Source organism: Mesorhizobium sp. M1B.F.Ca.ET.045.04.1.1 (assembly GCF_003952465.1).
Lineage (GTDB): Bacteria > Pseudomonadota > Alphaproteobacteria > Rhizobiales > Rhizobiaceae > Mesorhizobium > Mesorhizobium shonense.
This window is the reverse complement of record NZ_CP034448.1, coordinates 856017-879692: the sequence shown is the minus strand read 5'-3', so window position 1 is coordinate 879692 and position 23676 is coordinate 856017. Positions and strand designations below refer to the sequence as shown.

Genomic DNA, 23676 nt, shown 5'->3' with positions numbered 1-23676 from the left:
GCGGCCATGGGCAAGGAAGTCGAGCGCAAGTTCCTGGTCTCTGATCCCGCTTGGCGTAGCCTGGTCGAGGCGGATATCCGCATTCGCCAGTTCTACGTCGCCGCGCAGCCCGGCCGCACGGTGCGTGTCCGCATCAGCGACGGGCGTTCCGCCGAGCTGACGTTGAAGTTCGGCGACAGGGCGCGCGAGCGCGACGAGTTCGAATATCCGATCCCTCTACACGAGGCCGAGGAATTGATGGCGTTCGCCATCGGGCGTGTCATCGAGAAGACACGCCACCATGTTAGACACCGTGGCTATCTCTACGAAGTCGATGTGTTCGGCGGAGTGCTCTCGGGGCTCGTGGTCGCGGAGCTGGAGACGCCGGAGGACGTACCTGACGAAATGCTGCCCGACTGGCTCGGCCGCGAGGTCACCGGCGAACAGAAATTCTACAACGCGTCGCTGGCCCTCGGGGAGATTCCGGAGATCGCCGCATGAGCTTTCGCATCGATCCGCGCTTGCCGCTGACCGGCGAGGTCAGGCGCATATTGGCCGACGAGATTGGCAGGGCGCTCGGCCATCTTGAGACGGCGCGCGACAAGCCGGAACAGGGACTGCACAAATGCCGCAAGCGGCTGAAGAGCATCCGTGCCTTGCTGCGCCTGGTTCGTTCCGGAGACGAACCGTTCTGCCAGACCGAAAACGAATGTTATAAGCAGGTGTCGGCGCTGCTTTCCGGCCCGCGCGAGGCCACCGCTCTCATCGAGACCATCGACCGCCTGGCGGATGCCTTTCCGGAACAGACCGCCGGCGGCGGTCTCGACCCCGTCCGCGATCGGCTGCTGCTGCGCCAGCATGAGCTCCATGCCGGTCCCGGCCTCGATGCCGCCATCAATGCCGCTGTCACCGCCTGCCAGGAAGGGCTGGAGCGGATCGACAGGCTGGCCCTGCCCGACCAGCCCGAGCAGGCTGCCGACATCCTGGCCGAAGGCGCCCGCGCCACCTTGCGGCGGGCGAAAAAGGCGCTGGACAAGGCCGGCTCGCGCGGCGAGGCCGATGACTTTCACGATCTGCGCAAGGCGGCCAAGACGCACTCGATGCATCTGTCGCTGCTCGGCCGCCTGTGGCCGACGCCGATCAAGGCGCGCCGCAAGGCCGTCGACAAGCTTGGCGAGCTGCTCGGCGAACTGCATGATGTCTTCGTCATGCGCGCGCTGCTCGCCGCCGATGGCGAGCCGCTCGGCCCGCCGGAAGATACGAAGCTTCTGCGCAAGCTCCTGAAACGCTCGGAAAAGAGCCTCGGCAAGGCCTGCCTTGCCGAGGCCGCCGACTTGTTCGGCGACAGCCCCAGGCGCTCGGCCAAAAAGCTCGCGCGCAAGGCGCGCGACGATCTCGCCGGCCAGCGGGAAGACGCAGCCGCGGCCGTCGGCTGACTTGGAGCGAAAATCCGGTCTCTCCGAGGGCTATGTCAGGCAACAAACTCCGGTCGCATATCCCATCCCTAACCCTCCCGCAGGGGAGGAAGATTTTTTGCGGCCGCCAAGGCTGACGAAACCATCGATGACTGGTGCCTTGCAGAGATGTCATCAAGTCCCGCCTGAAAATGCCTGCAGTCGCGTCAGCACCAGATCCGGAGCTTCAAGCTGAGGCAGGTGGCCGACGCCAGGCAGCGTTTCGAACGACGCCTGCGGGATCAACGCATGAAGCGCTTTGCCTCGCTTCAGCGGAATCCATGGATCGTCCTCGCCCCAGATTATCTTTACCGGACAGCGTATGTCCCCAAACATGGGCTCGACTTCGGCGGTATATCTTTCATCGGCTTGCGCGAATTGGCGATAGAAGCTCGCGCGCCCTTCCTCGGAAAGCCACGGCTCGACAAGCTTCTCGAAATCTCCGGAATCGATGTCGTTTACGATGGCTCCCTTGATGTAGGCCTCTACGACCGCTCTGTGGATATGCGGCGGCAGGCCCCGAAAGGCATCCACATGGCGACCCGCATGATCGAAGAACTCCGATCCCCAAGGACGCATCGCGACAACATTCATCAGCAGATACCGGTCGAAGTCGCAGCCATGCAGCAAATGCGCCCGCAGCGTTGTCGCTCCACCCATATCGTGCGCAATGACGATCGGGCGCTCGATATCCCAATAAGCAAGCATCTCGGCGAATATCTTTCCTTGCACATCGAGTGACGTGCGCTGCCCCGCGTCTTTTTCGGATTGCCCGTATCCGGGCATGTCATACCAATGGACGCGGTACCGCCCTGCAAGGTCCGGAATGATCCGATGCCATGAGAACGAGGACCACGGCCAACCATGAGCCAGCACGAGCGCAGGCCCGCTACCCAGTCGACCCGCCGCCACAGTGCCCGCGGATGTTTGCACGGTCTCATCGAGTTTCCACGACATCCAATACTCTCCCCGGTTTTCTGGACTGCGGGTACCAAGCGCTAGATTTCAACTATTACGCCGGGAGCGGTCGTCTTCCTTTCACCCCGCCACCCGCCCGGGCACCCGCATCCCGCGGGTGCGGCCCGATCGGCATGATTGCCGGAAATGGCGTCGCCCCGAAGGCAAAGGTCCATTTGTAACCGATGAGCTGGTCTTCCGGCGTGGTGTGCTGGTCGTGGTGGGCAAGCAGCCTTGCGCGTTCCGCCAGGTCCTCCGCCTCCCGCCGCACCATTTCCGCTGTCTCCGGCCGCATCCGCCGCGAGAAGCTGACGAAGGTTGCCTGCCGTTCCATATGGCCGATCGCCCAGCCGATGAAGTTCTTGTTGGTCGTCTCGAAATGCGGCTTCAGCGGCCCCTCGAAATCCCATTGGATCGGCGTCTCCACCAGCAGCCTCGCCGACAGGCCGCGCCCGAGCGCCACCAGGCCGAGCTCTTCCAGATCGCGCAGATAGAGGAACATCGATGCTTCGCTGAGACCCTGCGAGCGCATGATGCCTTCGGGCGTGAATTTCTCCGACAGCATGATGAAGACGAAGAGCAGCGCCGGCCGCGCCGCCAGTTTGCGTTCGATCTCCGGCGCGACGTGGTTGGCCGGTCCCGGTCCGCGGTTCATCGAACCCAGCACATTCTCCAGTTCCACTTCCGCCGCGGCGCAGATCTCCATCAGCCGGTCGAGCTTGCAGTTCCGCTCATGGAAGATGCGTTTCACCGTCGGCTCGGATACGCCCATGCGCTCGGCCAGCGTCCGGTAGGTCAGGCCCTTGGCCTTCAGCGTCCGTTTCAGCGCCTCGAAGATCGGACCGTTCATGGAATGCACCTCATCTGCACGAATTCGTATCGATCTTCGATACTAGGCTTGAACCGTCTTCCAGGAAAGTATCGAAAAACCTAGCTCTCCGCCGTCATCGCAGGAGAGCACCATGAAGACCCTCATCGCTTCGACTTTTCTCGCCATCGCCGGCATCGCAACGGCTCCCGTTGCCGAGGCGGGGGAAATTTGGCGCGCCGGCGGCTTCGAGCAGCCGGAATCGGCGCTTTTCGACACCGCCAACAAGCGCATCGTCGTCTCCAACATCGTCGGCAATCCAGGCGAGGCCGACGGCAACGGCTATTTGTCGCTGCTGTCCATGGACGGCAAGGTCGTCGCCAGGCACTGGGTGGACGGCATGGACGCGCCCAAGGGCATGGCGATCTCGGGCGGCAAGCTTTACGCCGCCGACATCACCAAGGTTCGCATCGTCGATCTCGCCAGCGGCAAGCTGGTCTCCAGCATCGACGTGCCCGGCGCCGTCTTCCTCAACGACATGACGGCCGATGCCTCGGGCAAGGTCTATGTCACCGACATGCTGGCCGACACGATCTACCGCATCGACGGCGGCAAGCCGGAGCTGTTCGTCAAGGATGCGCTGCTCGCCTCGCCCAACGGCGTCTTCGCCGACGGCGACCGGCTGATCGTCGCGTCCTGAGGCAAGGGCATCAAGCCCGACTTCAGCACCGCGGAGCCCGGCGGGCTGCTGGCGGTCGATCTCGCCGGCAGGAAGGTGACGCCGCTGCCCGGCGCCCAAAGATTCGCCGATCTCGACGGCGTCATCGCCATCGGCGACACTATCTACGCCACCGCCTACATGACCGGCACGCTCTACAGCTACCGGGCCGGCGGCAAGCCCGAGGTTGTCGCTTCCTTCAAGCCGGGCAGCGCAGACATCGGCACCGACGGCAGCTCGACCATCTATGTCCCGCTGATGAACGAAGGCGAGGTGACGGCTCTGTCACTGGATTGAACATGCGGAAGTGATTGTGGAGGTCCCCGCTCTGCAGTGTTGGCTATTGGCGAAAGCCGGAGCGACATCTGATCTCCCCCCTTGCGGGGGAGATGTCCGGCAGGACAGAGGGGGTGTGAAGGAACGCGGCGCCACAGTACTTTCCTTAATCGTCCCACCCCAGGAGTCTTCGCTCCTGCTTCGCCCTGGGACGACGCTGCGGCCGTAGCGATAGCCACTTACCGTCGCGGAGAGCCTGGGATCCTGCCGTGACTTCAGAACGCCGCTGCAGTGCCGAAATCCGAAACGCTGGCGGGACAGCACCCCCCTCTGGCCTGCCGGCCATCTCCCCCGCAAGGGGGAGATTGGCAGCTTCGACATCACTTCGCTCCAGGATGATGGGAAGGATGCTTTCGCAGGTGCTTCCTCGAGCTGCGGCCCGCGCAACGGCCCTCGATCACTCGCTGTCCGCCATCACCTTGCGCCGCTGCAGCAGGCGCGCCGCAAGCCAGCACAGCATGGCCCAGGCGAAGCCGGCGCACCAGCCGGCAAGCACGTCCGACGGCCAATGCACGCCGAGATAGACGCGGCTTGCTCCGACCAGCACCGTGGTGAGCACGGCGAGGCCGAGCACGAAGATTTTTGTCGTGCGGTCCGGCAGGAAGCGTGCCGCCAGTGAGCCGAGGGTAAGATAGGTCACCGCCGACAGCATCGCATGGCCGCTGGGAAACGAGAGCGACGTCTCGTTGACGAGATGTGAGACAAGCTCAGGGCGGGGCCGGTCGACTTCGAACTTGAGCAGGCTCGAAAGCACCTGCCCGCCCGCCACCGCGACAAACACGAACAATGCCGTCGCTGGCCTGCGGATCAAGAGCAAGTAGATGATCGTCGCCGTAGTGATCAGCACCAGGACGGCGGAACTGCCGAGCGCGGTGACGTCACGCACCGCGCCTTCCAGCCAGGGCGGACCGATCGGACTGTCCGGCTGCCCGGCATGGCGGAATGCGAGCAGGATTTCCGTGTCGAAGGCGTGCGGGCTGGTGGCGCGCGCCACTTCCATGAGTTCCACCAGGCCCCATAGCCCGCCGGCGATCACCAGCCCGGCCAGCAGCACCGGGAATTCCACCTTGTTGAGCAGCGCGTTGGCGGTCGATTTCATCAGGGGGGCCTTGGGTTCAGCTACAGCCGCTGCATATAGGGCCCGAGCGTGATCAGCGCGACGGCCGCGATCGCCAGCACGACGCCGGTGGCCTGCAACGCATTCAATCGTTCGCCGAAAAAGACCAGCGCCACGACATTCACCGACACCAGCTGGATCACCGCCGACAGGCTGAACGACACCGACATGCCGAATTCTCGGATCAGCCTGAGCATTATCAGATTGCCCGCGGAATAGAGCGCGAGGGTCAGCAGGATCTTGGCCAGGCTCGGCGCCAGCCCCCATTGCTTGGCCGCGGTTGCCGCCAGCAGGAAGATCACGGTCGAAACGCCAAGCTGCGCCAGTCCCCAGAAACTCACGTTTCATCCCCTCTCGAAGCGGCCTTCGCCGCGCCCGTCGCCGTCCTTGTTTCCCAAGCGCGTGAAGCCGTCAAGCCGAGCAGTGGAGGACAAGAGCGAAGGCCGCGGCCAGCCCCCTTCTCCCCGTCATTATACGGGGAGAAGGTGCCGGCAGGCGGATGAGGGGCGGCGCCAGCGTTGGCCATCAGCATTACACGCCGGGCGTTGTCCTTGCTTGCAGCGATCGTCACGGCGCCTCTGTTTGCTAGGTCGGCTCCGCCCCTCATTGCCCCTGCCGGGCATTTCTCCCCGTATAGTGACAGGGAGTAAGGGCCGACATCGACGGCTTCGCCAATCACCGGGTGGTACGTCGAAGCCATGTCACGAAAATGTGATCGGCTGCCTTTAGGGATCGACGGGTCACAGTTCCAGCCACCTCAAGAAGCCAGAGGACAGCCCATGACCCAATCCCCTGAAACCCGCTTCCGCACCAGCCAGCTCGAGGAGAATGACGGCCCGTCCGTCAACCCCACCGACAACCGCACCATGGGCGAGATCATCGCCGCGCGCTTCTCGCGCCGCGGTTTCCTGAAGGGTTCGCTGGCCGTCTCGGCCATCGCCGCCACCGTCAGCCCGCTGGCGCTCGTCGCCGCCGACGAGGCGCGCGCGACCGAGGGCTCCGCCTTCAAATTCGACGAGCTCGAAGCCGGCATCGACGACAAGCATCATGTCGCGCCGGGCTACGATGCCGACGTGCTCTTGCGCTGGGGCGATCGGTTGTTTGCCGATTCGCCGGAATTCGATCCGGTGAAGCAGTCGGCCGACGCCCAGGCCAGGCAGTTCGGCTACAACAACGACTATGTCGGCTATATCCCGATCGACGGCTCGGCCGAGCATGGCCTGCTGGTCGTCAATCACGAATACACCAACCCGCATCTGATGTTCCCCGGCATCGTCAAGATCGTCGACAAGGACGGCAAGAAGGCCGCCGAGGTGGCGCCGCTCAGCAAGGAGCAGGTCGATGTCGAGATGGCCGCTCATGGCGGCACCATCGTCGAGATCCGCAAGGAAGGCGGCAAGTGGCAGGTGGTGCGCGACGGCAAGCTCAACCGCCGCATCATGTCCACCACCGAGATGGCGCTTTCCGGTCCGGTCGCCGGCCATGACCGCGTCAAGACCAATGCCGATCCGTCCGGCGCCAAGGTCATCGGCACGCTCAACAACTGCGCTGGCGGCGTCACCCCCTGGGGCACCTATGTGATGGCCGAGGAGAACATCCACGGCTATTTCTCGGGCGAATTGCCGGAAGGCCACAAGGAGGCCGCCAACTACAAGCGGCTCGGCATCCCGGAAGGCGCCTATGAATGGGGCGCGCATTACGATCGCTTCGACCTCGCCAAGGAGCCGAACGAGCCCAATCGTTTTGGCTGGATCGTCGAGGTCGACGTCAACGACCCGAATTCGGTGCCGCGGAAGCGCACCGCCATGGGCCGCTTCAAGCATGAGGGCGCCGAATCGATCGTCGCCAGGGACGGCCGCGTCGTCTTCTATCTCGGCGACGACGAGCGCTTCGACTATGTCTACAAGTTCGTCACCGCTGGTAAGTTCAATCCCAATGACCTCGCGGCCAACATGAACCTGCTCGACGACGGCACGTTGCATGTGGCGAAGTTCGCCGAGGACGGCTCGGTCGAATGGATGCCGATCGTGTTTGGTCAGGGGCCGCTGACGGCGGAGAACGGTTTTGCCTCCCAGGCCGACGTGCTCATCGAGACGCGCCGCGCCGCCGACCTGCTCGGCGCCACCAAGATGGACCGGCCGGAAGACATCCAGCCCAATGCCGGCAACGGCAAGGTCTATGTCATGCTGACCAACAATTCCAAGCGCAAGGCAGACCAGGTCGACGCTGCCAACCCGCGCGCCGAAAACGCCTTCGGCCACATCATCGAGATCGTCGAGGATGGCGGTGATTTCGCCGCCACCAAGGGCAAGTGGGAAGTGCTCTTGAAATGCGGCGATCCTTCCGTTGCCGATGTCGGTGCCACCTTCTCGACGGCGACCACCGCCAATGGCTGGTTCGGCATGCCGGACAATTGCGCCGTCGATTCGGCCGGCCGGCTCTGGGTCGCCACCGACGGCCAGGGTCCGAAAGCCACCGGCCGCACCGATGGCCTGTGGGCGGTCGACACGGAAGGCGCCGCGCGGGCGACGTCGAAACTGTTTTTCCGCGTGCCGATCGGCGCCGAAATGTGCGGCCCGCTGTTCGCCCCGGACGACCAGACCGCCTTCGTCGCCGTCCAGCATCCGGGCGACGGCGGCGAGGACTGGGAGGCCTTCGGCCGCCCCTCCTACTATGAGGACCTGTCGACCCGCTGGCCGGACTTCAAGCCGGACATGCCGGTGCGGCCTTCGGTCGTCGCCATCACCAAGCAGGGCGGCGGCAAGATCGCGGTTTGAGAGACAGAGACTCTGCGGCAAGGGCACCATCGCTGACGTTGGGGATTGGCCGAAGCCTCCCCAACGTCGTCATCCCAGGGCGAAGCAGGAGCGAAGCTCCGTCGCGGAGACCCTGGGATCCATTCCGTTACCTCGGACGCAGGGCGCAGCGGAGCAGAATTCTGCACCGTCGCAGCGCCTCGAAGTCACGGAATGGATCCTCGGGTCTACGCGCCCGCTTCGCCCGTGGATGACGAAGCCATCGCGCCTTCGAGCCAATCTCCTAGGTCAACTATCCCGCGCGTTGCACCACCGCCATGTTCAGGGTGGTTCTCAGCCGGAAGCCGATCGACTCGTAGAGCCTGACGGCAGCGACGTTGCTGTCATAGGCGTGGAGATAAGGAACCTCGCCCCGCGCCATGATCCGGTTCGCCACGAAGAGCGACAGCAGCCTGGCAAGGCCGCCGCCGCGGAAATCCGGATGCGAGCAAACGCCGCTGAGTTCGGTGTAGCCGGGCTGCTTCATGCGCTCGCCGGCCATCGCCGCGAGCCTGCCGTCGATCTTCACGCCCCAGAACTCGCCGAGGCTCAAGGCCTCCAGCGTGAACGGACCTGGCTTGGTGAGCGACGCCAGAGCCAGCATCTCGGCGGCATCGGCCTCGGTCAGCTGTTGCACGCGCTCATCGGACACTGTCCCAACCGGCTGCTCTGCGACCATCTGCACCAGCGACGCCGTCGAAATCGCGGCAAGCTCCGCAGGCAGGATGATTTTATCCGTCTGAACCAGGATGGCGCTTTCAAGCGGTGGGAGCAGCTTGCCCAGGGCCCGCAGGCTTTCGGCATCGTCCGCCGCCGTGGCGGCGAAAGGAACGATCGACGGCCGGTACCGCCGGGCGAGGCTGCCGCCTTCCGCGAAGGCCTGATGGCGCGTCGCGAGCGCGCTCCAGATGGGACGGTCGAGAACGTGTTTCATGGCACACCAGCCTTCTCGGCACGGCGATCGAGCGGGGTTGCGGCCAACCGATCCTCGATGGCGGCGAGCTGACCAAGCAGCGGCCCGGAGAGGTCCGCGCACAATTCCGCGACCGCGTCCTCGATGCGCGGCCAGACGTCACGCTTCGCGGTGTCGACCAGCCGCTGGCCGTTCCGCGACAGCGAGACGATCCTGCGCCGCTGGTCGTCGTTCGATTGCGTGACCTCGACCAGGCCCAGTTCGGTCAGCAGCGACACGCTGCGCGTCACGCCCGGCTGCGCGATGCCGAGAGACTGCGCCAGCTCGCCGACCGGCAGCGGCCCCAGCCTGTCGAGCGCGGCGAGCAGAGGGTACTGGCTCGACTGGACACGCACATCCAGGCGGTCGAGCACGCGCTGCGTGTCGGCCTGCAGTTGCTCGCCAATGCGCTTCAGCCGGCTGCCGAGGCAGAGAAAGCCGAGAGATCGCAAGACGTCTTCCATGGCCGAGCTGTCCGAACAAGGAACTATAACTTGATATATAACATTGCATAGAACTCGGCAATATGCCTTCGCGGCACAGGCTGATCGGTGTCGATCGCTGCGTCGGACGGCAGACATTTCCTCTTCATTCGCGGCCGATAGCATCCTATATGGCGCTGGCGCGACATGACCGACAATCGGTCGCGCCAAGGCGACTGATTCGAGCCCGTGGGCTGCGGGTCTGTGTTCATCGGCACGCGGAAGCTCATGCCCTCCCTGCGCAAACATATCGACAGGTTTCTCGAAGGCGCGGCGCCCAAGGTGCCGCGCCGCGAGCTGACCCATCTCGAGCGCCTGGCGATGGTTCGGCGGCACGGCGACTTCTCGCTCGCCTATTCGACCGCCGTGCAGCAAAAACTGTCCTATTTCAGCGATGGCGACGGCTACATCGCCTTCGGCAGCAAGATGAAGCACCATTTCGCGCTTGGCGATCCGGTGGTCGATCCGTCGGAGCGGCCCGGCTACATCAAGCGCTTCGTCGAGGCCGCCGGCGGCCCCTGGTTCGTGCAGATCGGCGCCGCCACCGCAAAGGTGCTGGCCGGCCTCGGCTACCAGGTCAACCGGCTGGGCGTCGACACCAGGCTGCAGCTGCCGGCGCATGATTTTTCCGGCAAGCGCAACGAAACCGTGCGTTATTCCGAGCGCTGGCTGGCGAAGAAGGGCTTCACCTTCGCCGAGGACAGAAAAAACATGCTCCTCGACGAGGTTTCGCGGCTTTCCGAGAACTGGCGCGGCGAGCGCATCGTCAAGCGCTGGGAGATGGGCTTCCTCAACCGCCCCTTCGCCGACCATCTCGGCGCCGACATGCGCCGCTTCGTCCTGCACGGTCCGGAGGGTGAGCTCGTCGCCATCCTCGATTTCGATCCGCTGTTCAGCGACGGCAAGGTCATCGGCTACACCACCGCCTTCAAGCGCAAGCATGTCGACGCCACGCCGCATTCCGAGATCGGCCTGACCAAATTCGCCGTCGACCGTTTTCGCGAGGAAGGCATTTCGGTCGTCACGCTGGGCCTGTCGCCACTGCTCGATGTCGCGCCGAGCGGTTTTGCCGAATCGAGCTTCTGGCGCGGCGCCTTCCAGCGCGCCTACGAGTCGCCTTGGGTCAACCGCTCGCGCTTCAATCTGCAGGGCCAGGCCGCCTTCAAGCGCCGCTTCCACGGGCTGGAGGAGCCGACCTACGTCGCCTTCCGCAGAGGCACTCTGATGGAGATGCTGGGGCTGTTGCGGCTGATCAAGGCGATTTGAGTTGGCCGGCGGGCAATCGCATTGAGCGTCGGCGCCGCCCCTCATCCGCCTGCCGGCACCTTCTCCCCGTATATAGTGACGGGGAGAAGGGGCTGGCCGCGACCTTGGCGCTTTTCCTGCAATGCTCGCGATTGGCGAAACCGCGGACGGGAGCGCCCCTCTCCCCGTCACTATACGGGGAGAGGATGCCGGCAGGCAGGTGAGGGGCAGCGCCGACGCTTGAAAACTGAAATAATCTGACAGAGACCTCGGCCGTCCCGTTCAATTCCTCAACCGATATCCCGTCCTGAAGATCCACGCCACGATCGCGATGCAGACGGCCAAGAACACCAGCGTCATGCCGAGGCTGACGCCGACCGAGACGTCCGCCTTGCCGTAGAAGCTCCAGCGGAAGCCGCTGATCAGGTAGACGACCGGGTTGAACAGCGTGATCGTCTTCCAGATGCCGGGCAGCATATGGATCGAATAGAAGCTGCCGCCGAGGAAGGTGAGCGGCGTGACGATCAGGAGCGGCACCAGCTGCAGCTGCTCGAAGGTCTTGGCCCAGATGCCGATGATGAAACCGAACAGGCTGAAGGTCACCGCCGTCAGCACCAGGAAGGCGATCATCCAGAACGGGTGCTCGATTCTGAGCGGCACGAACAGCGACGCCGTCGCCAGGATTATCAGGCCGAGCATGATCGATTTGGTCGCAGCACCCCCGACATAGGCGAGGATGATCTCCAGATAGGAGACCGGCGCCGACAAAAGCTCGTAGATCGAGCCGACGAATTTCGGGAAATAGATGGCGAAGGAGGCGTTCGAGATCGACTGCGTCAAAAGCGACAGCATCATCAGCCCCGGCACGATGAAGGCGCCGTAGCTGATGCCGTCGATCTCGGTGATGCGCGAGCCGATCGCCGAGCCGAAGACGACGAAATAAAGCGACGTCGAGATGACCGGCGAGATGATGCTCTGCAGCACCGTGCGGAACGCGCGCGCCATCTCGACCCGGTAGATCGCCCAGACCGCACGAAGATTCATGGTCGCGCGCAGGTTCATGGCTCTTGCCTCAGAAGATTGACGAAGATCTCTTCCAGCGTGCTGTTCTTGGTGTCGAGATCGCGGAACTGGATGCCGGCGGCCTCGAGATCGCGGATCAGCGAGGCGACGCCCGGCCGGTCGCTCTGGTTGTCATAGGTGTAGGTGAGCTGCTCACCGTCCGGTGACAGCTCCAGCGGATAGCGCTCAAGGCCATCGGGGATGGCCTTGAGCGGCGCCCGCAGCTCCATCGTCATCTGCTTGCGGCCGAGCTTGCGCATCAGCTCGGCCTTGCCTTCGACCAGGATGATCTCGCCGCGATTGATGACGCCGACGCGGTCGGCCATCGCCTCGGCCTCTTCGATGTAATGCGTGGTCAGGATGATGGTGACGCCATCCTCGCGCAGCCGCCGCACCATCGCCCACATGTCCTGGCGCAGCTCAACGTCGACGCCGGCCGTCGGCTCGTCGAGGAACAGAACGCGCGGCTCATGCGACAGCGCCTTGGCGATCATCAGCCGGCGCTTCATGCCGCCGGAAAGCGTGATCGCCTTGGCGTCCTTCTTGTCCCACAGCGAGAGATCGCGCAGCACCTTCTCGACGAACTCCTTGTTCGGCGCCTTGCCGAACAGGCCGCGGCTGTAGTTGACCGTCGCCCATACCGTCTCGAAGGCGTCGATGGTGAGCTCCTGCGGCACCAGCCCGATCAGGCTGCGCGCGGCGCGGTAGTTCTTGCCGATATCGTGGCCGTCGACGGTGACGCTGCCCGAGGATCGGTTGACGATGCCGCAGACGATCGAGATCAGCGTCGTCTTGCCGGCGCCGTTCGGCCCGAGCAGCGCAAAAATCTCGCCGCGCTCGATATCGAGGTTGATTTCCTTCAGCGCCTTGAAGCCGGTGGCATAGGTCTTGGTGACACCGGATATCGAAATGATTGATGGCATGGCTGAAAACGGCTGCTGAAAGGGTGCTTTGGATTTTTATTGCGCTGAATGTCGGTGCGCGAGGCAGGAAGTCAATGCCGCTCCTGACAATTCAATGCATGTCGCCCAAAGTGCGCAGCGGTTTTGGGATAACGACATGCATCAAGACAAAGGCTTAAAGCGCGTCGCCTGAATCCGTTTCAGCGCGACGCGCTTTAGACAGTCGTTCTCCGTCACGGCTTCCCGCACGGGTGACGGTTCCTGTCGAACTGCTGCGACAACGCGCCTCGCGTGACGCCGCGCCGCTTTGACCGGCGCGTGCTTGCGGCCTATCCTTCAAGCATAAATTGCAGCCGGAGCCCAGCATGGACCCGCTCGTTCTGTCGCGCATTCAGTTCGGCGCGAATATTTCGTTCCATATCCTGTTTCCGGCGATCACCATTGCACTTGGCTGGGTGCTTCTCTTCTTCAAGCTCCGCTACAACGCCACCGGCGACTCCGCCTGGATGCGCGCTTATTTCACCTGGGTGAAAATATTCGCGCTATCCTTCGCCATGGGTGTGGTGTCGGGCGTCACCATGAGCTTCCAGTTCGGCACCAACTGGCCGGGCTATATGGAGACGGTCGGCAACATCGCCGGACCGCTGCTCGCCTATGAGGTGCTCACCGCCTTCTTCCTCGAGGCGGCCTTCCTCGGCATCATGCTGTTCGGCTTCCGCCGCGTCTCCAACCGCATCCACACATTGGCGACCGTGCTGGTGGCGGGCGGCACGACGGTTTCGGCCTTCTGGATCATTGCGCTGAACTCCTGGATGCAGACGCCGGCCGGCTTCGAGATGCGCGACGGCAAGGCGCATGCGCTCGACTGGTGGGCGGTGATCTTCAATCCGTCCATGCCTTATCGGCTAGTCCACATGCTGCTGGCCTCCGGGCTCACGGTCTCCTTCCTGATCGCCGGCCTGTCGGCGCTGCGCTATCTTTACGGCGACCGCTCGGAATCGATGTGGAAGGCGCTGCGCACCGGCGTCTTCACCGCCGCCATCCTGATCCCGATCCAGATCTTCGCCGGCGACCAGCACGGCTTGAACACGCTCGCGCACCAGCCGCAGAAGATCGCCGCCATGGAAGCCAACTGGAACACCGGCCCCAACGTGCCGCTGGTGCTGTTCGCGCTGCCCGACGAGGCGGCCAAGGAGAACAAATTCGAGCTCGCCGTTCCCGATGGCGCCAGCCTGGTGCTGCGCCATAGCGTGAGCGGCGTCGTGCCCGGCCTCAACGACTATCCGGGCAACCATCCGCCGGTCTTCCCGGTGTTCTGGGGTTTCCGCATCATGGTCGGCACCGGCATCCTGATGCTGGTCGTCTCCTGGTCGGCTGCTTATTTCCTCAAGCGCCGCCACGGCCTGCCGAAGCCGCTGGCCTTCATCATGGTGCCGATGGCGCTGTCCGGCTGGCTGGCGACGCTCGCCGGCTGGTACACGACCGAGATCGGCCGCCAGCCCTGGCTGGTCACCGGCGTTCTGAAAACGGCGGACGCAGTCGGCCCGGTCGCCGGCAGCCATGTCGCGCTGACCTTGGCCGTCTACCTCATCCTCTATGTGCTGCTTTTGATCGCCTACCTCGGCGTGCTGGTGCACCTGGCGCTGAAAGCGGCGAAGGATGGCGACACCTCGCCGTTGCCGGGCGCCATGAACGCGGCCCTTTCACAGCAGGCCGCCGGGGAGTGATTGTCCGATTTGCGGAGATAGTACCATGCCAGAACAAAGAGATCGGCGATCGCTTCGGCTTGTTTGGGCACTCCAGCCGGACGCCGGCGCTGCCCCTCACCTGCCTGCCGGCATCCTCTCCCCGTATAGTGACGGGGAGAGGGGCGCTCTCATCGCCGGTTTCGCCAATCTTCAGCGCTGCAAGAAAGGCGCCGAGGCGGCGGCCATCCCCCTTCTCCCCGTCACTATACGGGGAGAAGGTCCCGGCAGGGGGATGAGGGGCGGCGCCGGCTTCGGCGATTGGTCAGAAGCGAATGACTTGGAGACAGAATCCCGTCCGATCACGTCGAGATTGAACGGCTCTGGCGAGTGGGGAGAATAAAATGACCTTCGACTGGCCAACCGCGCTGCCGCTGATCTTCGCCGGCCTGATGGGCCTCGCCATCCTGATCTACGTCATCCTCGACGGCTTCGACCTCGGCATCGGCATCCTGTTCGCAGGCGCCGAAGATGCCGAGCAGGATACGATGATCGCGGCGATCGGCCCCTTCTGGGACGCCAACGAGACATGGCTGGTGCTGGCGGTCGGGCTTTTGCTGGTCGCCTTCCCGATGGCCCATGGCACCATCCTCACCGCGCTCTATTTGCCGGTCTTCCTGCTGCTGGTGGGCCTGATCCTGCGCGGCGTCGCCTTCGATTTCCGCGCCAAGGTGCCGGCCGGCAGGAAGCACCGCTGGAACCGCATCTTCTTTCTGGGCTCCGCAACCGCCTCGCTGGCGCAGGGTTACATGCTGGGCGTCTATGTGCTCGGCCTGGATGTCGGCCTCGGCGGCATGGCCTTCGGCGCCCTAGTCGCCCTCTGCCTGTCGGCCGCCTATGCCGCGATGGGTTCCGCCTGGCTGATCTACAAGACCGAGGGCGATCTGCAGCGTAAGGCCGTGCGCTGGCTGCGCACCACGCTGGTGCTGACCGCGCTCGGCATGGTGGCGGTATCCTTGGCTACGCCCTTTGCCAGTCCGCGCATCTTCGACAAATGGTTCCTCTGGCCCGAGATCCTCTATCTCTCGCCGCTGCCGATCCTGTCGGCGCTGCTGTTCCTGTGGCTGTGGCGGCAGACCTTCCATCTGCCGAAGCCCGACGACCGGCATGCGTTGCGGCCGTTCCTGACCTTGGCCGCCATCTTCGCGCTCGGCTTCGCCGGGCTCGCCTGGTCGTTCTACCCTTATGTCGTGCCCGACAGGCTGACGATCTGGCAGGCCGCCTCGGCGCCGGAGAGCCTGGCCTTCATCCTGGTCGGCACCGTCGTCGTGCTGCCGATCATCATCTTCTATTCCTTCTACGCCTACCGCGTGTTTGCGGGGAAGGCGACGGATCTGACGTATGATTGAGGGAGCGGCATGGGGTGCCATAGAGTGCAGACGCCCCACTCCGTCGCGCCCCCCTCTGGCCTGCCGGCCATCTCCCCCTCAAGGGGGGAGATCAGCGCTCAGCCGGCTTCGCCAATCTCCTACGCTGCAAAGTGATGACGGGCGCCGCAGCTGCCAATCTCCCCCTTGAGGGGGAGATGCCCGGCAGGGCAGAGGGGGGTGCTGTCCCGCCGGCGTTTCGCGTTTCGTATGCTTCAGCTCTTGCTACCCGCCTGCACCAGCACCGGCTTCTCGCTGTAGAGCTGTGGGAACAGCGACTTCAAATTCTCGATCTTCGGCAGGTCGTTGTAGACGATATAGGGGTAGGTCGGGTTCAGCGTCAGGAAATCCTGATGATAGTTCTCGGCCGGATAGAAGGTCTTGCCGGTCTCCAGCGTCGTCACGATCGGTTTCGAAAACACCTTGGCCTTGTCGAGCTGGGCGATGTAGCTCTCGGCGACCTTCTTCTGATCGTCGTTCTCGGCGAAGATCGTCGAGCGGTATTGCGTGCCCTGGTCCGGCCCCTGGTAGTTGAGCTGCGTCGGATTGTGCGCGACCGAGAAATAGACCTGCAACAGCTGGCCATAGGTCACCTTCGACGGATCGTAGGTGATCTCGACCGATTCCGCGTGCCCGGTGAGGCCGGTGCCGACGGTCTCGTAGACGGCGTTTTCGGCGCTGCCGCCGGTGTAGCCGGAAACCGCCTTGCTGACGCCCTTGACGTGCTGGAACACGCCCTGCACGCCCCAGAAGCAGCCGCCGGCGAAGATGGCCGTCTCCGTGCCGCCGGCCGCCTTTTCATCCACAGCCGGCGGCGGGATCACCACCGCGTCCTCCGCCGAGCGTGCGGGCGTTTGCCAGAAGGCGGCCGCTGCCGCCGTCAGCACCAGCGCCGCAAGCGCGCCGCGCGCGAAAAATGGCGATCGCCGCGCGGCCTTTGTCTTGATGCCGTTCATGTCTGATCTCCTTGGTTTGGTTCCAGTATATACGATGGAAGCGTTGAGGCGGTTCTCAATTTGCCGTGCGGCGCTCCCCCTCATCCGGCCCTTCGGGCCACCTTCTCCCCGGTGGGGAGAAGAGATTGGCGCCGGCGCCGACAGTCTCCTCTCCCCTTGGGGAGAGGTCAGCCGAGCGAAGCGGAGGCTGGGTGAGGGGGCGTCACACAAGCTCAACCTATTGAGCCGTGGTATCCGCCGGAGCCATCGCGTCGGCCGGCTTCATCGCATCCGTCACCGGCTTCATGGCGTCCGCCGGCTTCATCGCGTCGGTTGCGGGTTTCATCGCTTGTGTCGCCATCGCGTCGGGCTTCATCGTATCGGCCGGCTTCATCGCGTCCGTAGCCGGCTTCATGGCGTCGGTGGCCATGGCGTTGGCGGGCTTCATCGCATTGGTCGCGTCGTCGGCGCGGGCGCCGGCGGCGAAGGCCGTGGTTGCGAGCGCAAGCGCGAGCGCGGTCAGGTATTTGGTCATGGTAGTCTCCTTGGTTTTGGCGCGCGAAGATGCGGGCCTTGGTGAAGCGTTGCCGCTCTCATGCGGCCCCGCGCGAGAGAAAGAAAATCAGTCCGCCGCCGCGGCCAGGATCGGCCCGCCGTCCGGCGCCTGCACCAGCACGGCGGTGCTGAGGCCGCCGCCGGCCGCGGGCAGCGGCAGCGTCGCCGCCTTGCCGTTCCAGCGGCCGAGCTTCTCCAGCGAATGCACGACATTGGCGTGCGGCAGCGTGCGGCCGGTGTTTTCGCCACGCGACACCGGCACCTCGATGACGCCCTTGTCATAGCGCACCAGCCAGATGTCGGCGCCGCCGCCCGGCGCCGTGCCGGCGCCGATGCTGACCTTGCCGTTGCCGAGCGAAAGCTCCGGACCCTGCGTGCGGCCACCCTTGTTGATCAGGCTCTGGATCTCGCCCGGCGCGGCGCCTACGGCATCGTGGCTGCCGTTCACCACCACCTGCGGCGTGAACGGCCCGTCATGGCCGAGCGGCGGCTCGTAATTGACCTGGCGCTGGGTGAACTCCTGCCGGCCGAACGTGTCCTTCCAGCCGAGATAGTCCCAATAGGTGACGTTGAAGGACAGCGCCAGAACGCCCGGCTGGTCCTTGACCTTGATCAGGTTGGCATTGGCCGGCGGGCAGGACGAGCAGCCCTGGCTGGTAAACAGCTCGACCACGGTGAGCGGCTGTGCGGAAGCAGCGCCGAGAGTTGCGGCAAGCGCCGCGCCGGCGAGCAAAACCTTGCCGAGCGTTGTCTTTGGTCCGGTCATGGGAAGCAGTCTCCGTTGCGGCGATGCTCCTCATTTCGCCGCCGCGGAAGACTTCGTTACAGCTTCACCGGTTTGTGATTGGGGGGCCTTTCCCTTCTCCCCTTGTGGGAGAAGGTGTCGCCGAAGGCGACGGATGAGGGGTGTTCCAGGGAACGCCGACGTCTCACTCCGCTGGAACACCCCTCAACCGTCTCGGCGCTGCGCGCCGATCCACCTTCTCCCGCAAGGGGAGAAGGGGAGGCCGCTACTGCGTCAGCACCGTGTCGGACGGCCGCTGGTCGAAGGCGCACTTGCCGGTCACGGTGTAGAAGAAGTCGGCGTTGTCGACGGTGGCCGGCACCGGATTGCCGCCGTCTTCCCAGGCCTGGTAGCCGGTCTGGCCGCAGGGCACCGAGGTGAAGATGTCGACCTTCTGCCCGGTCGCCACCTCCGGCATGTCGGTCTTGCTGGGGCCGATATAGAGCCGGTTCGAGGTGTTGGGATCGTTCGACTTCAGCACCTTCGGGTTACCCGACGGAACGTCCATCTGCAGATAGAGCTGGTCCATTTGGCTGACGTCGATCACCGCGCCGGCGCCGTTGGCGGGATAGAAGGTATCGGCGCAGGAATAGGACGTGCCGTACTGATCGGTCTGGATCACCGACCCGGAAGGCAGGCTCTTCCCGAGGCTCTTTGCCGTGCCGGTCGTGCAGACCTGTTTCTGGACCACCGTCGTGGTCGACCCGTTGATGGTGCTCACCGTGGTGGTGCCGTAGCCTTTCGGGTCGCCGTAGCCGTTGTAATTGTAAGTGATCGTCATCAGCGGCTTGGCCACCTTGCTGCCGAATTGGGTGCCATAGAGCGTCATCGTCTTGGCCCAGTAGCCCGACACCTTCGTCACTTTGAAGGTGGACTCCACCAGCGCCGGCTTCTTGCGCACCGCGGAGGCCACGCCGACGGCCACCGATTTGATGTTGGCAATCCCCATGAAGTCGGTCGGCATCGGATAGGCCGCAGTGGCTTTGAAGCTCGCCGTGCCGTCGGCGGCGACGTCGACGGCGGTGAGCGTCGCCGTGCCCTGTCCGCTATTGGCAACATAGGCCTGCTGCAGCGCTATCTGGCGGTCGGCCTTCGAGGTCGTCGTCGGCATCGTGGTGATCGACAGCACCGCGGCGTCCAGCGCGTTCCGCATGTTGCTCCTGGTCGTCACCGCCGAGGTGTAGTCGACGGAAAAGCCGACCGCGAGCAGCAGCGGGATCGTTAGAAGGACCATGAGCGGCATCATCGAGCCGCTTTCCGAGCGGACGAAATTCCTTGCGGACGAAAACATTCCTTGACCCCCAACAGCGCCGGCGGCACAGCCTGCCTACCACCCAAGGGTAGAATTATGCCCTAAAGGCGTGCATGAAAGTTTAAGCGGAGCGCGGCCCCCTCCTTCTCCCCTTTTGGGAGAAGGTGGCCTCGCGAAGCGAGGTCGGATGAGGGGTGTTGGACGGAATGCGACCTTGAAGTTGTCCGCTCTCGGTGCCTAACCGCCCACGTCGAGTTCCTTCCAACACCCCTCATCCGTCTCGGCGCTGCGCGCCGATCCACCTTCTCCCACAAGGGGAGAAGGAAAGGCCCCGCCGCTTGCCCCTCACCCTTGCCCCTGCTAAAGCGCGCCGCATGACGACGCCGCTCGACCACATCCGCAATTTCTCCATCGTCGCCCATATCGACCATGGCAAATCCACGCTTGCCGACCGGCTGATCCAGCTCACCGGCGCGCTGGAGGAGCGCGACATGAAGGAGCAGGTGCTGGACTCGATGGACATCGAGCGCGAGCGCGGCATCACCATCAAGGCCCAGACCGTTCGGCTGAACTACCGCGCCAAAAACGGCGAGGATTACGTCCTGAACCTCATCGACACGCCCGGCCATGTCGACTTCGCCTATGAGGTGTCGCGCTCTTTAGCCGCCTGCGAGGGCTCGCTGCTGGTGGTCGACGCCTCGCAAGGCGTCGAGGCGCAGACGCTGGCCAACGTCTACCAGGCCATCGACAACAACCATGAGATCGTCGTGGTGCTGAACAAGGTCGACCTGCCGGCGGCCGAGCCCGAGCGCATCCGCGAGCAGGTCGAGGAGGTGATCGGCCTCGACGCCTCCAACGCCGTGCAGATCTCGGCCAAGACCGGCTTGGGCGTGCCGGACGTGCTGGAGGCGATCGTCCACCAGCTGCCGCCGCCGCGCGAGGGCGACATCGCAGCACCCTTGAAGGCGATGCTGGTCGACAGCTGGTACGACGCCTATCTCGGCGTCATCGTGCTGGTGCGCATCATCGACGGCGTGATGAAGAAGGGCCAGACCATCCGCATGATGGGCACCGGCGCGAAGTACCTCGTCGAGCGCACCGGCGTGTTCAAGCCGGCCCGCGTCAATGTCGACGAGCTCGGCCCCGGCGAGTTCGGCTTCTTCACCGGCTCGATCAAGGAAGTGGCCGACACCCGCGTCGGCGACACCATCACCGAGGACCGCCGCCCGACGCAAAAGGCGCTTGCCGGCTTCAAGCCGGCGCAGCCGGTGGTGTTCTGCGGCCTGTTCCCGGTCGACGCCGCCGATTTCGAGGATTTGCGCGCCGCCGTCGGCAAGCTGCGCCTCAACGACGCGTCCTTCTCTTACGAAATGGAAACCTCCGCCGCGCTCGGCTTCGGCTTCCGCTGCGGCTTCCTCGGCCTCCTGCATCTGGAAATCATCCAGGAGCGGCTGGAGCGCGAGTTCAATCTCGACCTCATCGCCACCGCGCCTTCCGTCGTCTACCGCATGAACCTCATCGACGGCACGACGAAGGAACTGCACAACCCGGCCGACATGCCCGACGTGGTCAAGATCGCCTCGATCGAGGAGCCGTGGATCCGCGCCACCATCCTTACCCCCGACGACTATCTCGGCGGCATCCTGAAACTTTGCCAGGACAGGCGCGGCATCCAGGCCGATCTCTCCTATGTCGGCAAGCGCGCCATGCTGACCTACGATTTGCCGCTCAACGAGGTCGTCTTCGACTTCTACGATCGGCTGAAGTCGATCTCCAAGGGCTACGCCTCCTTCGACTATCACCTGACCAACTACCGCGAGGGCGACCTGGTGAAGATGTCGATCCTGGTCAATGACGAGCCGGTCGATGCTCTCTCCATGCTGGTGCATCGGTCAGCGGCGGAGAAGCGCGGCCGCGCCATGTGCGAGAAGCTGAAGGAGCTGATCCCGCAGCACCTGTTCAAGATCCCGATCCAGGCCGCGATCGGCGGCCGCATCATCGCCCGCGAGACCGTCTCGGCGCTCAGGAAGGACGTCACCGCCAAATGCTACGGCGGCGACGTGACCCGCAAGCGCAAGCTGCTCGACAAGCAGAAAGAGGGCAAGAAGCGGATGCGCCAGTTCGGCAAGGTGGATATCCCGCAGGAAGCGTTTATCCAGGCGCTGAAGATGGGGGATTGAGAAGCACGTGTTCGAACGTCCTGGCGCAACGTCAACTCGTCTTTAAGCTTCCGAAGGCGCCAAATCCTGGGGGACAGCTATCTGGGGGACAGGTGGGAACAATACGCGGCCCACAGTTGAACCGATTGCCAGTCGGCATTTCCTCGCAAAGTCTGGGTCCGCATTGTCACTCAGATACTGTGCAACCAAGAACAGTTCTGGCGTGCTAACTAATGCCGCAGAGCTTGCTACGGAAGCGCTCAGGCATTTTTCGGTAAACGGCTCCTCTCTCTCCTCAAGTGGTGACAGCCGATAGCCGTTGCCAAACAGGACTCCCTTTGCGATCTTTTCGACATCTTCCCTCTCAAAATCTTCGTGAACATTGAGGGCTAGCTGTCTCAGTTTGGTAATATTAACTGGTTTGCTATCTTTGCCCTCAGCTTCGCCAATTAAACGTCCCTCATCAGAAGCGAAAACAACGTCAAGCTCAATATTATCCACGTTTGACTTTTCGGCAGAATATCCAAGGATGCGCAACGCCTTAATTATGGCTTTCTCCAGCTGAGGGCCCTTCTCGTACAGCAGGCCTCTAAGCAAAGAGACATCCGAAAGGCGCGACTTGAGATCAGCGCTTTCTTCGTTGATCCGATCAAGCTCGGCATTCAGAGAAGCAAGCTTGCTCTCGATATCAATCTCAGCCCTCAGTTTGAACCATCCGGTAGCAGACCATTTCGGCTCCGGCGTAACCTCGCCCGAGCTTTTGATCGCTTTGTCGATTGAGACAACCGCAGCCACTAATGCAGGGAAAAAAGCCTGTGCCTCCTTCGACCACAGAGTTTGGTTATCTTTTCCCTTAACCGTGAATGTTTCTGCGTCGAGATTTAGGTCAGGCAATAAAACGAGAGCGCCATTGCTAACTTTCGACCGCACTATCAGGCCAACAGACTTATTACCATTGCGGGTCAAGACATGCCCCGGAGAACTTGCGTCGTTTATGATAACTTTATATGTCGAGGCTTCGCCAAACTCCCTCCAGTACTCGTTTAGCGGCTCCGATTTTTCAGTTGCGAGCACCATACCGCGACCGATGCTTGGCGTAAGCTTCAAAGCATAAGGCAAGAACCGGTAGTTGTCGTAGTCCATTACAAGCCTTGTAACGCGCGAATTGCGCCCCGAGCCTGAGTATTTCTTTTCTCCTGTAGCAACAGAGAGGTCACTCAGATCAGTCATAAAAACAATAATAGTTTTTCCGCCGTTGACCGCGTCTACTATTTCTCTACGCCAGTGGTCCATATAGCGCCGAAGCGCAAACGAACGATCATCATCGAGGCATGGTTTACCGTTGTAGGTGTCGTAGTAGCCGGTATAGTCATCTATTTGAGGTCTGAACAAAGTAACATCGAAATCTAGCAAAGAAACACTGCTACCAAAAGAGATATACTCGACGGATGAACTCGCACATTCGAATCCAACAGATGCTATTAAAGATTTAGACATATGCGTCGTCCAAGGCAGGCATCGGAATAGGCGTGATGGGGAGAGGCGGTGGCCCACCTCTCCCCGTGTAGTCAGGCGGCGTTCTCAAGATTTGCCGGATACCAGATCGGGCTATTTGTCGAAGCTTTCATGATGTTAATCCCGCGCTCGGCATCAGCACGACGCTTGTAACCCTCACTGCTTACTGCGATGGTCTCGCCATTTGCAGCCTCGTACGTCCAACGCCATTCACCACGAATGTCCTTGTACAACCAGTACGAAGGATAAGTACGCTGCGCCATTGGAGTCGCTCCTTGATTTGGCATGAGCGAACGTCAGGCTTGACCATGGCGCATTATTCTGATTCAACATCAGCGTACCAAATACACCATACCCCGCGCCTGACGTCCAATCTTGTGCGGGTTAGAACTTTGAAACCGCCGCGGCTCGCCAGCTTTGCGGCGGTTTCTTGATTCTGGACGGCCTCTAGATGAAGTAAAGCAATGCCGGGAGTCAAGGCATGCCTAATAAGCCGTTAACGTTGGTCAACGGCTTCAGAATTTTCACAATAAATACAGACGCTTACACAATTCCTC

23 protein-coding genes are annotated in these 23676 nt (G+C 63.0%); 9 read left to right on the top strand and 14 right to left on the bottom strand.

Annotated elements, in window-relative coordinates; all coding sequences use genetic code 11:
• The first annotated feature begins 6 nt into the window (after nt 1-6).
• Both EJ071_RS04215 and EJ071_RS04210 read left to right on the top strand, forming a co-directional pair.
• Entirely contained in the window at nt 7-480 is a 474-nt protein-coding gene (locus EJ071_RS04215; protein WP_126096950.1) for a CYTH domain-containing protein, read from the top strand.
• A complete protein-coding gene (locus EJ071_RS04210; RefSeq protein ID WP_126096949.1) occupies nt 477-1415 on the top strand; it encodes a CHAD domain-containing protein in 939 nt (312 codons plus the stop codon). The genes EJ071_RS04215 and EJ071_RS04210 overlap by 4 nt, the downstream gene beginning before the upstream one ends.
• A 153-nt stretch (nt 1416-1568) precedes the next feature.
• Here EJ071_RS04210 and EJ071_RS04205 read toward each other — a convergent pair whose 3' ends face one another.
• The gene (locus EJ071_RS04205) at nt 1569-2390 is read right to left on the bottom strand and encodes an alpha/beta hydrolase (RefSeq protein WP_126096948.1); all 822 of its coding nucleotides are present in this window, start codon (nt 2388-2390) and stop codon (nt 1569-1571) included.
• Nucleotides 2391-2445: 55 nt separating this feature from the next.
• Nucleotides 2446-3240, bottom strand: a complete 795-nt coding sequence (locus tag EJ071_RS04200) for a helix-turn-helix transcriptional regulator (RefSeq protein WP_126096947.1) — start codon at nt 3238-3240, stop codon at nt 2446-2448.
• A 112-nt stretch (nt 3241-3352) separates the two neighbouring features.
• Between EJ071_RS04200 and EJ071_RS39150 the strand changes: the two genes are divergently transcribed.
• Together EJ071_RS39150 and EJ071_RS39145 are read left to right on the top strand one after the other, a co-directional pair.
• Complete coding sequence (locus tag EJ071_RS39150; protein ID WP_245460166.1) at nt 3353-3898, top strand: hypothetical protein; 546 nt, start codon at nt 3353-3355, stop codon at nt 3896-3898.
• Between the two features lie 75 nt (nt 3899-3973).
• The gene (locus EJ071_RS39145; protein WP_245460165.1) at nt 3974-4213 is read left to right on the top strand and encodes a hypothetical protein; all 240 of its coding nucleotides are present in this window, start codon (nt 3974-3976) and stop codon (nt 4211-4213) included.
• A 436-nt stretch (nt 4214-4649) separates the two neighbouring features.
• On the opposite strand, the gene EJ071_RS04185 is transcribed toward EJ071_RS39145, so the two are convergent.
• The gene (locus EJ071_RS04185) at nt 4650-5351 is read right to left on the bottom strand and encodes a phosphatase PAP2 family protein (protein WP_126096945.1); all 702 of its coding nucleotides are present in this window, start codon (nt 5349-5351) and stop codon (nt 4650-4652) included.
• 20 nt (nt 5352-5371) lie between these two features.
• A complete protein-coding gene (locus tag EJ071_RS04180) occupies nt 5372-5710 on the bottom strand; it encodes a hypothetical protein (protein ID WP_126096944.1) in 339 nt (112 codons plus the stop codon).
• A 438-nt stretch (nt 5711-6148) separates the two neighbouring features.
• On the opposite strand from EJ071_RS04180, the gene EJ071_RS04175 reads away from it, so the two are divergent.
• A complete protein-coding gene (locus EJ071_RS04175; protein ID WP_126096943.1) occupies nt 6149-8146 on the top strand; it encodes a PhoX family phosphatase in 1998 nt (665 codons plus the stop codon).
• 271 nt (nt 8147-8417) lie between these two features.
• On the opposite strand, the gene EJ071_RS04170 is transcribed toward EJ071_RS04175, so the two are convergent.
• A complete protein-coding gene (locus tag EJ071_RS04170) occupies nt 8418-9098 on the bottom strand; it encodes a GNAT family N-acetyltransferase (RefSeq protein ID WP_126096942.1) in 681 nt (226 codons plus the stop codon).
• The gene (locus EJ071_RS04165; RefSeq protein ID WP_126102477.1) at nt 9095-9580 is read right to left on the bottom strand and encodes a MarR family transcriptional regulator; all 486 of its coding nucleotides are present in this window, start codon (nt 9578-9580) and stop codon (nt 9095-9097) included. The genes EJ071_RS04170 and EJ071_RS04165 overlap by 4 nt, the downstream gene beginning before the upstream one ends.
• Nucleotides 9581-9826: 246 nt before the next feature.
• On the opposite strand from EJ071_RS04165, the gene EJ071_RS04160 reads away from it, so the two are divergent.
• A complete protein-coding gene (locus EJ071_RS04160; protein ID WP_126096941.1) occupies nt 9827-10864 on the top strand; it encodes a phosphatidylglycerol lysyltransferase domain-containing protein in 1038 nt (345 codons plus the stop codon).
• Between the two features lie 261 nt (nt 10865-11125).
• Here the strand turns inward: EJ071_RS04160 and EJ071_RS04150 are convergent, their stop codons facing one another.
• The gene (locus EJ071_RS04150; RefSeq protein ID WP_126102476.1) at nt 11126-11887 is read right to left on the bottom strand and encodes an ABC transporter permease; all 762 of its coding nucleotides are present in this window, start codon (nt 11885-11887) and stop codon (nt 11126-11128) included.
• A gap of 14 nt (nt 11888-11901) precedes the next feature.
• Nucleotides 11902-12828 (bottom strand): ABC transporter ATP-binding protein, encoded by a 927-nt coding sequence (locus EJ071_RS04145; RefSeq protein WP_126096940.1) that lies wholly within the window; start codon nt 12826-12828, stop codon nt 11902-11904.
• 344 nt (nt 12829-13172) lie between these two features.
• Here EJ071_RS04145 and EJ071_RS04140 point away from each other — a divergent pair, with 344 nt between their 5' ends.
• Nucleotides 13173-14534: a cytochrome ubiquinol oxidase subunit I gene (locus tag EJ071_RS04140; protein ID WP_126096939.1), complete on the top strand. Its 1362-nt coding sequence runs from the start codon at nt 13173-13175 to the stop codon at nt 14532-14534.
• 362 nt (nt 14535-14896) lie between these two features.
• Nucleotides 14897-15901 (top strand): cytochrome d ubiquinol oxidase subunit II, encoded by a 1005-nt coding sequence (locus EJ071_RS04130; RefSeq protein WP_126096938.1) that lies wholly within the window; start codon nt 14897-14899, stop codon nt 15899-15901.
• 233 nt (nt 15902-16134) lie between these two features.
• Here EJ071_RS04130 and msrA read toward each other — a convergent pair whose 3' ends face one another.
• From msrA to EJ071_RS04105, 4 genes are all read right to left on the bottom strand, one after another.
• Nucleotides 16135-16875 carry a peptide-methionine (S)-S-oxide reductase MsrA gene (gene msrA / locus EJ071_RS04120; RefSeq protein WP_126096937.1) on the bottom strand — a complete coding sequence of 247 codons (741 nt, stop codon included), beginning with the start codon at nt 16873-16875 and terminating at the stop codon, nt 16135-16137.
• A 217-nt stretch (nt 16876-17092) separates the two neighbouring features.
• A complete protein-coding gene (locus EJ071_RS04115) occupies nt 17093-17389 on the bottom strand; it encodes a hypothetical protein (RefSeq protein WP_126096936.1) in 297 nt (98 codons plus the stop codon).
• A gap of 87 nt (nt 17390-17476) precedes the next feature.
• Nucleotides 17477-18175, bottom strand: coding sequence for a DUF1223 domain-containing protein (locus EJ071_RS04110; protein ID WP_126096935.1), 699 nt, complete (start codon nt 18173-18175; stop codon nt 17477-17479).
• A gap of 244 nt (nt 18176-18419) precedes the next feature.
• Nucleotides 18420-19439: a TadE/TadG family type IV pilus assembly protein gene (locus EJ071_RS04105; protein WP_348628133.1), complete on the bottom strand. Its 1020-nt coding sequence runs from the start codon at nt 19437-19439 to the stop codon at nt 18420-18422.
• A 380-nt stretch (nt 19440-19819) separates the two neighbouring features.
• Between EJ071_RS04105 and lepA the strand changes: the two genes are divergently transcribed.
• Nucleotides 19820-21625: a translation elongation factor 4 gene (lepA, locus tag EJ071_RS04100; protein WP_126096933.1), complete on the top strand. Its 1806-nt coding sequence runs from the start codon at nt 19820-19822 to the stop codon at nt 21623-21625.
• A 42-nt stretch (nt 21626-21667) separates the two neighbouring features.
• Here the strand turns inward: lepA and EJ071_RS04095 are convergent, their stop codons facing one another.
• Nucleotides 21668-23101, bottom strand: a complete 1434-nt coding sequence (locus EJ071_RS04095; RefSeq protein WP_126096932.1) for a hypothetical protein — start codon at nt 23099-23101, stop codon at nt 21668-21670.
• 71 nt (nt 23102-23172) lie between these two features.
• Entirely contained in the window at nt 23173-23382 is a 210-nt protein-coding gene (locus EJ071_RS04090; RefSeq protein WP_126096931.1) for a DUF1508 domain-containing protein, read from the bottom strand.
• Nucleotides 23383-23676 lie beyond the last annotated feature (294 nt).

What these genes read in the sequence shown, in the direction of transcription:
- EJ071_RS04170 (WP_126096942.1), bottom strand. Translation starts at nt 9,098, where the DNA reads ATGAAACACGTTCTCGACCGTCCCATCTGGAGCGCGCTCGCGACGCGC.
- EJ071_RS04115 (WP_126096936.1), bottom strand. Translation starts at nt 17,389, where the DNA reads ATGACCAAATACCTGACCGCGCTCGCGCTTGCGCTCGCAACCACGGCC.
- EJ071_RS04160 (WP_126096941.1), top strand. Translation starts at nt 9,827, where the DNA reads ATGCCCTCCCTGCGCAAACATATCGACAGGTTTCTCGAAGGCGCGGCG.
- EJ071_RS04205 (WP_126096948.1), bottom strand. Translation starts at nt 2,390, where the DNA reads ATGTCGTGGAAACTCGATGAGACCGTGCAAACATCCGCGGGCACTGTG.
- EJ071_RS04140 (WP_126096939.1), top strand. Translation starts at nt 13,173, where the DNA reads ATGGACCCGCTCGTTCTGTCGCGCATTCAGTTCGGCGCGAATATTTCG.
- EJ071_RS04175 (WP_126096943.1), top strand. Translation starts at nt 6,149, where the DNA reads ATGACCCAATCCCCTGAAACCCGCTTCCGCACCAGCCAGCTCGAGGAG.
- EJ071_RS04090 (WP_126096931.1), bottom strand. Translation starts at nt 23,382, where the DNA reads ATGGCGCAGCGTACTTATCCTTCGTACTGGTTGTACAAGGACATTCGT.
- EJ071_RS04130 (WP_126096938.1), top strand. Translation starts at nt 14,897, where the DNA reads ATGACCTTCGACTGGCCAACCGCGCTGCCGCTGATCTTCGCCGGCCTG.
- EJ071_RS04150 (WP_126102476.1), bottom strand. Translation starts at nt 11,887, where the DNA reads ATGAATCTTCGTGCGGTCTGGGCGATCTACCGGGTCGAGATGGCGCGC.
- EJ071_RS04145 (WP_126096940.1), bottom strand. Translation starts at nt 12,828, where the DNA reads ATGCCATCAATCATTTCGATATCCGGTGTCACCAAGACCTATGCCACC.
- EJ071_RS04210 (WP_126096949.1), top strand. Translation starts at nt 477, where the DNA reads ATGAGCTTTCGCATCGATCCGCGCTTGCCGCTGACCGGCGAGGTCAGG.
- EJ071_RS04110 (WP_126096935.1), bottom strand. Translation starts at nt 18,175, where the DNA reads ATGACCGGACCAAAGACAACGCTCGGCAAGGTTTTGCTCGCCGGCGCG.
- EJ071_RS04215 (WP_126096950.1), top strand. Translation starts at nt 7, where the DNA reads ATGGGCAAGGAAGTCGAGCGCAAGTTCCTGGTCTCTGATCCCGCTTGG.
- lepA (WP_126096933.1), top strand. Translation starts at nt 19,820, where the DNA reads ATGACGACGCCGCTCGACCACATCCGCAATTTCTCCATCGTCGCCCAT.
- EJ071_RS04200 (WP_126096947.1), bottom strand. Translation starts at nt 3,240, where the DNA reads ATGAACGGTCCGATCTTCGAGGCGCTGAAACGGACGCTGAAGGCCAAG.
- EJ071_RS04165 (WP_126102477.1), bottom strand. Translation starts at nt 9,580, where the DNA reads ATGGAAGACGTCTTGCGATCTCTCGGCTTTCTCTGCCTCGGCAGCCGG.
- EJ071_RS39150 (WP_245460166.1), top strand. Translation starts at nt 3,353, where the DNA reads ATGAAGACCCTCATCGCTTCGACTTTTCTCGCCATCGCCGGCATCGCA.
- EJ071_RS04105 (WP_348628133.1), bottom strand. Translation starts at nt 19,439, where the DNA reads ATGATGCCGCTCATGGTCCTTCTAACGATCCCGCTGCTGCTCGCGGTC.
- EJ071_RS04185 (WP_126096945.1), bottom strand. Translation starts at nt 5,351, where the DNA reads ATGAAATCGACCGCCAACGCGCTGCTCAACAAGGTGGAATTCCCGGTG.
- msrA (WP_126096937.1), bottom strand. Translation starts at nt 16,875, where the DNA reads ATGAACGGCATCAAGACAAAGGCCGCGCGGCGATCGCCATTTTTCGCG.
- EJ071_RS04095 (WP_126096932.1), bottom strand. Translation starts at nt 23,101, where the DNA reads ATGTCTAAATCTTTAATAGCATCTGTTGGATTCGAATGTGCGAGTTCA.